The sequence below is a fragment of the Methyloglobulus morosus KoM1 genome (genome assembly GCF_000496735.2).
Classification (GTDB): domain Bacteria; phylum Pseudomonadota; class Gammaproteobacteria; order Methylococcales; family Methylomonadaceae; genus Methyloglobulus; species Methyloglobulus morosus.
The window spans coordinates 1-7,953 of record NZ_AYLO01000143.1 but is presented as its reverse complement, the minus strand read 5'-3'; the positions used below and the strand labels follow the sequence as shown (position 1 = coordinate 7,953).

Sequence of the window (7,953 nt, the reverse complement as noted above, 5' to 3'; positions counted from 1 at the left end):
CGATAATATTAAGTGTGGTTTTGCTGAAATCTACTATTGGAGTAACAATCCATTCACTGTACAAACATGGATTCATGCAGCATTTGAACGAAGAAACAAGATTAATCCTAACAATTCATATCCAAGCTTTGTGAATAACCGTTTTGGTGAAAGGTGGCAATAATGAAATGGCGTAACTGGTTAGAAAATTGGGATATGACATCCTTAAAGATAAGCACCCCATTTCTTGAGATGGAGTGGAGGCCACAAGATGAAGACAAGGCAGCAGCATGGGAGCTATACATCGAATTGTTGACCCGAATTGCCACGCAACCGCTTGATCCAACTCATGGCGACGAAAAGACAGCTTTAGATAGTGTCTACTCCTTATTCGAAATAACCCGGCAAGTATTGAAAAATAATTCGAGAAAATGTACTGAATTTACCAAAATTGCAATAGTAGTTTTAAATCAAGTTATTCGACCATTTACCGCCAAATGGCATGGCCTTTCTACACTGGGAGCATTTAATGACTCAACAAGGCGTAAAGAGTTTAGGGTTGAATTGGAAATGTTACAAATAATACTACGAAAATATACGAAAATGCTCGCAGATATGGCTGGGGTAGAAGACCTAACTACATTAGAGGATTAAGAAAACCTAGTTTCAAAATGCTAAATAAACCCTACTCCCAATCCTGCGAAAACAACAAAGCTCCCATCTTAGCGGTCATCCGTGAAGCATTCAGCCAACCTGTCACTGTTTGGGAAATCGGCAGCGGTACGGGGCAACATGCGTGTTATTTTGCCAGCGAGCTTCCGCACCTTATCTGGCAACCTACTGACGTGGCGGAGAACCTCCCCGGCATCAACGCATGGCGGGATGAGGCGCAATTGGCTAACCTTAACCAGCCCATAGCCATCGATGTGGCCAGTACAATTTGGCCGTGCGACGGAATGGATGCGGTGTTTACCGCCAACACCTTGCACATTATGAGTTGGCCTTATGTTGAAGTGCTGTTTGAGCGTTTCCAAGCTTACCTCAAGCCATTGGCGACGGTTTGTATTTACGGCCCTTTTAACTACAACGGCAACTATACCAGCGACAGCAACGCCAATTTCGACCAATGGTTGCTTAACCGCGATCCATTGAGCGGTATCCGGGATTTTGAAGCGGTGATGGCGTTAGCTGAACGTGCGGGGCTTAGCTTATTGAAAGATAATGCAATGCCAGCTAATAATCGGTTGTTGGTTTTGCAAAGCTTCACGTAATGCAAATATAGCGTAACTTAAGCCAACGCTTGGAGGCCTCTATGAATGATCTAATAGGCAATACTTTAGATAAAGCTTCGAACTTACTAAAGCAAAACGAAAATGATATTTCAAAACTTTCCGAACCTGTTGCGACATTTTTAATTGTACACGGTGCTCAGGGAATAATAGATAATGGTAGTTATGAATATTTTTTTGGGTGTGATTGGCCAGGCAAGCCTAACTATGAGGTTTTTGTTGATGCTTACAAGCGAATTGGTTGTACGGATCAAGCTAATGAGTTCCAAAGAGTAGTTAATACATTTCCATTTAGCGAACCTCACCTGCACTTAAGTCTACGCAAAGATTATATTGCAACTCATTATAATGAAGACAATTATGAAGTTGGTGAATGGAGAAATGATCTTTGCGGGGATGAATCTGTATGGGAAAAGCTAGAAGAATATATTTCTTTACATAGTGAGTATTTTTCATAATTCTAAACATATAGTTATAATAATCATTAAATTTCAGCGCTTTCCAACATCGGCACGACCCAATACTGAATCCCCGCCCCGGCAAACTCTTCCTGCAACCGCTTCAACAAAAGCCCAGCTCCAGCTTCATCAATATGAATCTGAAAACAGATTTGTTTTTGCTGCCCGCTGACTTGTTCCGCCAGGGACAGGCCTTTGTTTTCGTGATGATGGATGTTGACGGGAAAGCTGGTGAAGCCGTGTTCGGATTCCAGGGTCAACAGGCAATCGACGACAGTTTCTTCCAGGGCGGATGGGGCGTTCAGGATCACCAGACGGTCTTTGTTCATTGGGTTTGCTCCTTTGCCAAACCGAAGCGCTTAAATAGGATGGGCAATAAGAATAAGGTCAGGAAGGTGGAAGACACCAGCCCACCTATCACCACGATAGCCAATGGCCGCTGGATTTCCGAGCCGGGACCGGTGGCGAACAATAAGGGGATCAGGCCAAAGGCGGCAATGCTGGCGGTCATCATCACCGGGCGTAATCGCCGGGCAGATCCAAGGACGACGACTTTAGCTATGTCCATGCCAGTGACCAGCAATTGGTTGAAATAGCTGACCATGACCACCCCGTTCAAAACGGCAATTCCTAGCAACGCAATAAAACCGACCGAAGCGGGGACGGACAGGTATTCACCGGACAGCCACAAGGCAAATACGCCACCGATCATGGCTAAGGGAATATTAGAAAGCACCAGCAATGCCTGCCGCATGGATCCGAATGTTGAAAACAGTAATAGGAATATGAGCCCCAACGATACGGGAATCACTATTGATAAGGTTGCTGCCGCCCGTTGTTGATTCTCGAACTGGCCGCCAAAAGCAACGGTATAACCTGTAGGCAGTTTGATTTTTTCGGCTATGGACTGTTTGGCTTCCTCGACAAAACCGACCAGGTCCCGATCCTGGACATTGCTACTGATAACTACAAAGCGCTGTCCCTTTTCTCGTTCGATTGATACGACACCTTCGATTTTTTTGATGGCGGCAACAGCGGTTATCGGCACATGTGCGCCATTCGACAGGGTGATTTGCAGGTTATTAAAGTCAGCGATAGTGCTGTTGCCGCGTAAGATGAGCGGGGTGCGCTTAATGCCTTCTTGCACAATGCCAAGGTTCAACCCTTCTATCTGGCTACGTAGCAGGGTTTGTATGCTGTTACTGTCCAAGCCCAGCCGTCCCGCTGCAGATCGATCGACGACCAACTGTAAAAACTGCATCCCTTCGTTTTCCCGCGTAAAGACATCGGAGGAGCCATTTATGCCTTTTAATACAGCTACGATTTCCGCGGCCTTTTCATTTAATACCGCGAGATCCGGCCCGAACAGTTTAACCGCCACATCGCCGCGTGTCCCCGTCAACATTTCAGAGACACGCATTTCAATGGGTTGGGTAAATTTAAAGGCTATGCCGGGCGTTTCCCCCATGATTTTGCGGATTTCTTCAATCAACGCTTCCTTGCTGTGCATCCGCCATTCATCTTTCGGCTTCAATATCAAAAAAGTATCCGTATCATTTAAGCCCATGGGATCCAAGCCCAGTTCATCAGAACCGACGCGGGCGACAATACTGGTGATTTCGGGAATGTGTTTCAGCAAGTTTTTTTGCACCTGACCATCCAATGCCACGGATTGATCCAACGTAATAGACGGCAGCTTTTCTAGCTGTACGATAATATCGCCTTCGTCCATTGTCGGCATGAAGGTGCTCCCAATGCGGGTAAACACTAAGGCGGTAATGACCAGTAGCCCGCCCGTTATCGTAAAAATCTTTTTGCTGTTCTCCAGGCACCATAACAGCGCGGGTTGGTAGAGGCTTGATAATTTACGCGGTAGCCAAGGGTCTTCATGGGCGACTTCCTTGAGCAGGAACGAAGCCAATACCGGAATGACGCTGAGCGACAAAATCAGTGATCCACCCAACGCAAACACGATGGTCAAGGCAACGGGACTAAACAGTTTGCCTTCCAAGCCTTGCAAGGTTAGCAAAGGCAAGAATACGATAATGATAATAATGATGCCTGATGTTACCGGAACGGCCACTTCGCGGGTTGCCCGGTATATGACATGCAAGCGCGGCAAGCGTCCGGATTTTTCCTTGTGCGCCAAGTGGGTGATGATATTTTCGACCACGACTACCGCCGCATCGACCAGCATACCAATTGCAATGGCCAAACCGCCCAGGCTCATCAGGTTTGCGGACATGCCGGCAAATTTCATCAGTATGAAAGTGACCATGGCTGCCATAGGCAACGCCAGGGCGACGGTAAGTGCAGCACGTAAGTCGCCCAAAAACAAGATGAGCAGGATCACAACCAGCACGATGGCCTCCATCAGTGCATGGAAGACCGTCTCGACGGCTTTGTCCACCAGATGACCGCGATTATAAAAAACTTCTAGCTTTACGCCTTCAGGAAAACTGGGGGTGATTTCTGCCAGCTTCTGTTCAATGCCTTTAATGGTTTGCCTAGCATTTGCACCACGCAGGCTCAACACCAAGCCCGTCACCGCTTCACCTTTGCCGTCTTTGCTTACTGCACCGTAGCGGGTCAGTGGGCCGATAGCCACATCGGCAATATCGCCGACGGTAATCGACATGCCTTGGTTGCTTTCGACCACAATAGCCTTAACGTCGTCCAGGGTCTTGATGCGGCCTTCGGCACGGACAATCAAGGTTTCGTCGCCTTCGGTCATGCGCCCTGCGCCGTCGTTACGGTTATTCTTTTCCAACGCACTGATTAACTTGTCGACACCAATCCCACGCGCCGCCAAACGGGCGTTATCGGGTGTCACGACAAAACTCCTGACCAAGCCGCCCAAGGAGTTTACATCCGCAACTCCTGGCACAGTCCTAAGCGCAGGGCGGATGACCCAATCGAGCAAGTCGCGCTTTTCCATCAGGCTTAGGTCACCGCCTTGGATGGAGAACATAAACATTTCGCCCAACGGTGTCGTCATCGGCGCAATGCCACCGGTCACACCAGACGGCAAATCACCCCACAGCGTATTCAAGCGTTCGGCGATCTGCTGCCGCGCCCAGTAAATATCCGTGCCTTCTTCAAAATCGACGGTGATGTCAGTCAACGCATACTTAGCAATTGAGCGCAACATGGTCTGGTGTGGAATACCCAGTAAATTGATTTCAATGGGTGTGGTAATCCTGGCTTCCACCTCTTCAGGTGTCATGCCGGGGGCTTTTACGATGATTTTTACTTGCGTGGGCGAAACCTCGGGGAACGCATCAATCGGGATATTTTTGAACGCAACAATTCCCCCGCCTGCCAGCAAAAAGACGGCCAACAAGGTGAGTATACGTTGGCTGAGCGCAAAGCGTATTAAGCCTGCCATTATTCAGTATTCCCTAAGCCGAGCATTGTCGCTTTGATTGCCGATGCGTTGTTGATGGCGATGTCCTCGTCACCTGTAAAATTGCCGGTAATCACCGAGCCACCCGCTTGCTTTCCTAAAATGGTGACTTGGATTGCCTTGAAACCGTCTTTTTCCCGAATAAAGACGTAGGTTTTTCCTTCATGATGGGCAATGGCGACATCAGGTAGTTGGTACGTGACGGCATCGCTCGCTTGCAAATGTTGAATGTTCACCTTTTGCCCGACTCGTACTGCCGACGGGTTGGTTTTGATGACCGCCCGAGCCAAGACAGTTTGGTTTTCTGGGTTGACGCTTTGACCCAACACATTGATTTCTGCTTCGGTCAAACTGCCTTCCACTTGCACTTTATCGCCTATTTTCACGTCGTCGATGTGATCTTGAGGAATATTGATTTCCAGCCAAAGCTCATCCAGGTTGGCGATGCGATATAGGGGGGACAAAGGGTCTACGTGCGTACCTGAAACTGCCATGCGTTCAATGACCCGACCTGAAATGGGCGACCTGATGCTGACCTGGCTGGCTAATTGGCCTGTGCTATCGAGTTGCTTGATCTCGATGGCAGGCATTCCGGCAATTTGCAGCAGTTGCCTTGCCTGATTGACCTCGATTGTCGATGCGTTATATCGGCTAAACGATTCTTGTTCGCCGCGGCCTGAAATCACGCCTTCTTTGCGCAATGTCTTATCCCGGTTGTAGGTCGCAGATGCGAGTTTTAATGCACCGACTGCCTTAAGGTAATTGCTTTGTAAGGCCAGTAAATCAGGGCTGTTAATCAGTCCCAATACTTCGCCTTTGGCGACTTTATCACCGACAGAAGCGTTCATTTTGACGATCAATCCCGCTTGTGTCGTGCTCACGATAAACTCATGTGAAGGCGGGACGATGACCTTTGCGGGGGCAGTGAACAGGGGAACACGGCTAACCGGTTCCAGTTTACCCATTTTGATACCCAGATTATCGACCTGTTGTTGCGATAACGCTATGAAATGGCTATTGTCTGCCCTGGAGATAGGGCTAAGGGCAAGCAACCCTAACAGGGTAATTATCTTTAGCCGTCTCATGGCAGCACTCCTACTGCTTGGTTATAGAGCGCAATGTCGCGATCCAGTATGATCGCCCTTTCTTTGGCATTCAGTATGGCTTGCTGCGCCCTGGATTGCACTTTCAACAAATCCATCAGGTTAATCTCGCCCACGGAAAAACTCAGTTCCATCATGCCCAAATGTTCCTCCGCAACGCGCTTAAGTTCTTTGGCAATTTCCAGTTCGGCTTCATTTACTTCCATATTGTGTTCCGCTTCATGATGGGCAAGTTCTAAATCTCGGTAGAGCTGTTCTCTGTCGGTAATTAACCTGTTCAGTTCGACGTTTAGGGCGGCAACATGCGGTGCGTAGTACGCATCGCCGCCAAAAGGGATGTTTACACCAATATTAAAACTTTCGGTGTTGTTACTGCGTTGATCATTGTTGCTGGGGCGGTCGCTGTTGACGCCAACGACCACTTGGGTTTGCCCGGAATTTTGTAAATTGAACGCGTTGATTTCGGCTTGCTTACGTTCGATCTGGCTATTCATGGCGACGAAAGTCGGATGATTGAATTCAATTTTTTTTATGGCGGCCAGTTTTTCGTGGTAACTGCCTGGGATTTTGTTTTGCTGGGTAATGCTTGAATACCGCTTGCGGGCATGCATCAGTTCGGCTTCGACTTGGGTGAGCACGGATAGCTTTTGCAGCAACTCCGTTTGCGCCAGCAACACGTCGGAACGCGGGAGGTCGCCCAAATCCACCCGTCGCTCGACTTTTGCCAGCAACTTTTCAAATATATCAATTTCGGCGCGCGCTTGTTGGTAACGGACTTGTTGCAATTCCATATCCCATAACGCCCCCCTGACCAACCCGGCAACCCGAAGTTTGGTCGCCGCCGTCAACAGTTCTGCGCTGTTTTCGGCCTTAATGCCATATTTTTGCTCGGCTTCGCGTTGGCCCAAATTCCACAACGGCACAGCGATGGACGCATCAACGTAATGCACCGTTCCGCTGGTCACTTCCTGGTAACGTAAGCCTGCTTCCATAGGCCCGTACGTCCATTTTTCACCCCGTTGGCGAATCGTTAAGGCTTCTTCTTCCAGTGCCTTCAACCAAGCCATATCTGGAAATTTTTCCATAGTCAAATCAACTATATGAGATAAAGTCAGGGAATTATCGGTCTCAATCGGGTCGTTATGGGCAACGATGGGTTTAGTCTCAGCAAGCGCAAATGATGCGGCCAGCAAGAAAACCATCAGCACCTTGAAGAAAAGGTTCAAAACAAACATAACAAGCTCAATGCGGGAAACCGCTTATATAATCGAAAAGCAACAGTCCTTGCGGGACTGAATAAAACGGAGCTTATTGGGCAGGAGGGGCACGGGAGGGATGTGTGGAAGGAAATCTTCGGAAAACGAACGGCTGGCGTTGCGGAGAAAAATTACTGTCGTACTTGGGTAAAGCCGCTATCCGTAATTGATCGGACGGTAACAGTACATAGCTAGGGTCAGCGCTTTCGATAAAGATATCCTGAGGATTCTTGATGCCTGCATCAACCACAATCAGCAAACCGTCAGAATCCCAATCAACGTCGACAGATTGGATAACTGGCGTATTTTGGGCCGCACGATACGATTCAAGGCCGGGGATATGCAAGCCGTGGTTGAAGCTGTTGCTCCCGGTATGTGCATGCACCAACGGTGCAAAAAGTTGCAACAGCGCAAGCACTATAATGAAAGATTGTCGAATAACAGGTAACATAGGCAAATGTT

Annotated in this window: 8 protein-coding genes; 3 read left to right on the top strand and 5 right to left on the bottom strand. The window is 48.3% G+C overall.

Annotated elements, in window-relative coordinates:
* Positions 1-162: 162 nt before the first annotated feature.
* From MGMO_RS17030 to MGMO_RS17020, 3 genes are read left to right on the top strand one after another with little or no spacing between them, the layout of a single operon-like run.
* Positions 163-633 (top strand): hypothetical protein, encoded by a 471-nt coding sequence (locus MGMO_RS17030; RefSeq protein ID WP_023496314.1) that lies wholly within the window; start codon positions 163-165, stop codon positions 631-633.
* Positions 634-650: 17 nt separating this feature from the next.
* A complete protein-coding gene (locus tag MGMO_RS17025) occupies positions 651-1,250 on the top strand; it encodes a DUF938 domain-containing protein (protein WP_023496313.1) in 600 nt (199 codons plus the stop codon).
* Between the two features lie 41 nt (positions 1,251-1,291).
* Positions 1,292-1,726, top strand: coding sequence for a DMP19 family protein (locus MGMO_RS17020; RefSeq protein ID WP_023496312.1), 435 nt, complete (start codon positions 1,292-1,294; stop codon positions 1,724-1,726).
* 26 nt (positions 1,727-1,752) lie between these two features.
* Here MGMO_RS17020 and MGMO_RS17015 read toward each other — a convergent pair whose 3' ends face one another.
* The 5 genes from MGMO_RS17015 to MGMO_RS16995 form a co-directional block, all read right to left on the bottom strand.
* Positions 1,753-2,055: a DUF3240 family protein gene (locus tag MGMO_RS17015; protein ID WP_023496311.1), complete on the bottom strand. Its 303-nt coding sequence runs from the start codon at positions 2,053-2,055 to the stop codon at positions 1,753-1,755.
* Complete coding sequence (locus MGMO_RS17010) at positions 2,052-5,114, bottom strand: efflux RND transporter permease subunit (protein WP_023496310.1); 3,063 nt, start codon at positions 5,112-5,114, stop codon at positions 2,052-2,054. The genes MGMO_RS17015 and MGMO_RS17010 overlap by 4 nt, the downstream gene beginning before the upstream one ends.
* Positions 5,114-6,217 (bottom strand): efflux RND transporter periplasmic adaptor subunit, encoded by a 1,104-nt coding sequence (locus tag MGMO_RS17005; protein WP_023496309.1) that lies wholly within the window; start codon positions 6,215-6,217, stop codon positions 5,114-5,116. Before MGMO_RS17005 ends, MGMO_RS17010 begins: the two co-directional genes overlap by 1 nt.
* Complete coding sequence (locus tag MGMO_RS17000) at positions 6,214-7,470, bottom strand: TolC family protein (RefSeq protein ID WP_023496308.1); 1,257 nt, start codon at positions 7,468-7,470, stop codon at positions 6,214-6,216. The genes MGMO_RS17005 and MGMO_RS17000 overlap by 4 nt, the downstream gene beginning before the upstream one ends.
* Positions 7,471-7,543: 73 nt before the next feature.
* On the bottom strand, positions 7,544-7,953 hold a 410-nt coding region (locus MGMO_RS16995; protein WP_051384080.1), incomplete at its 5' end, for a hypothetical protein.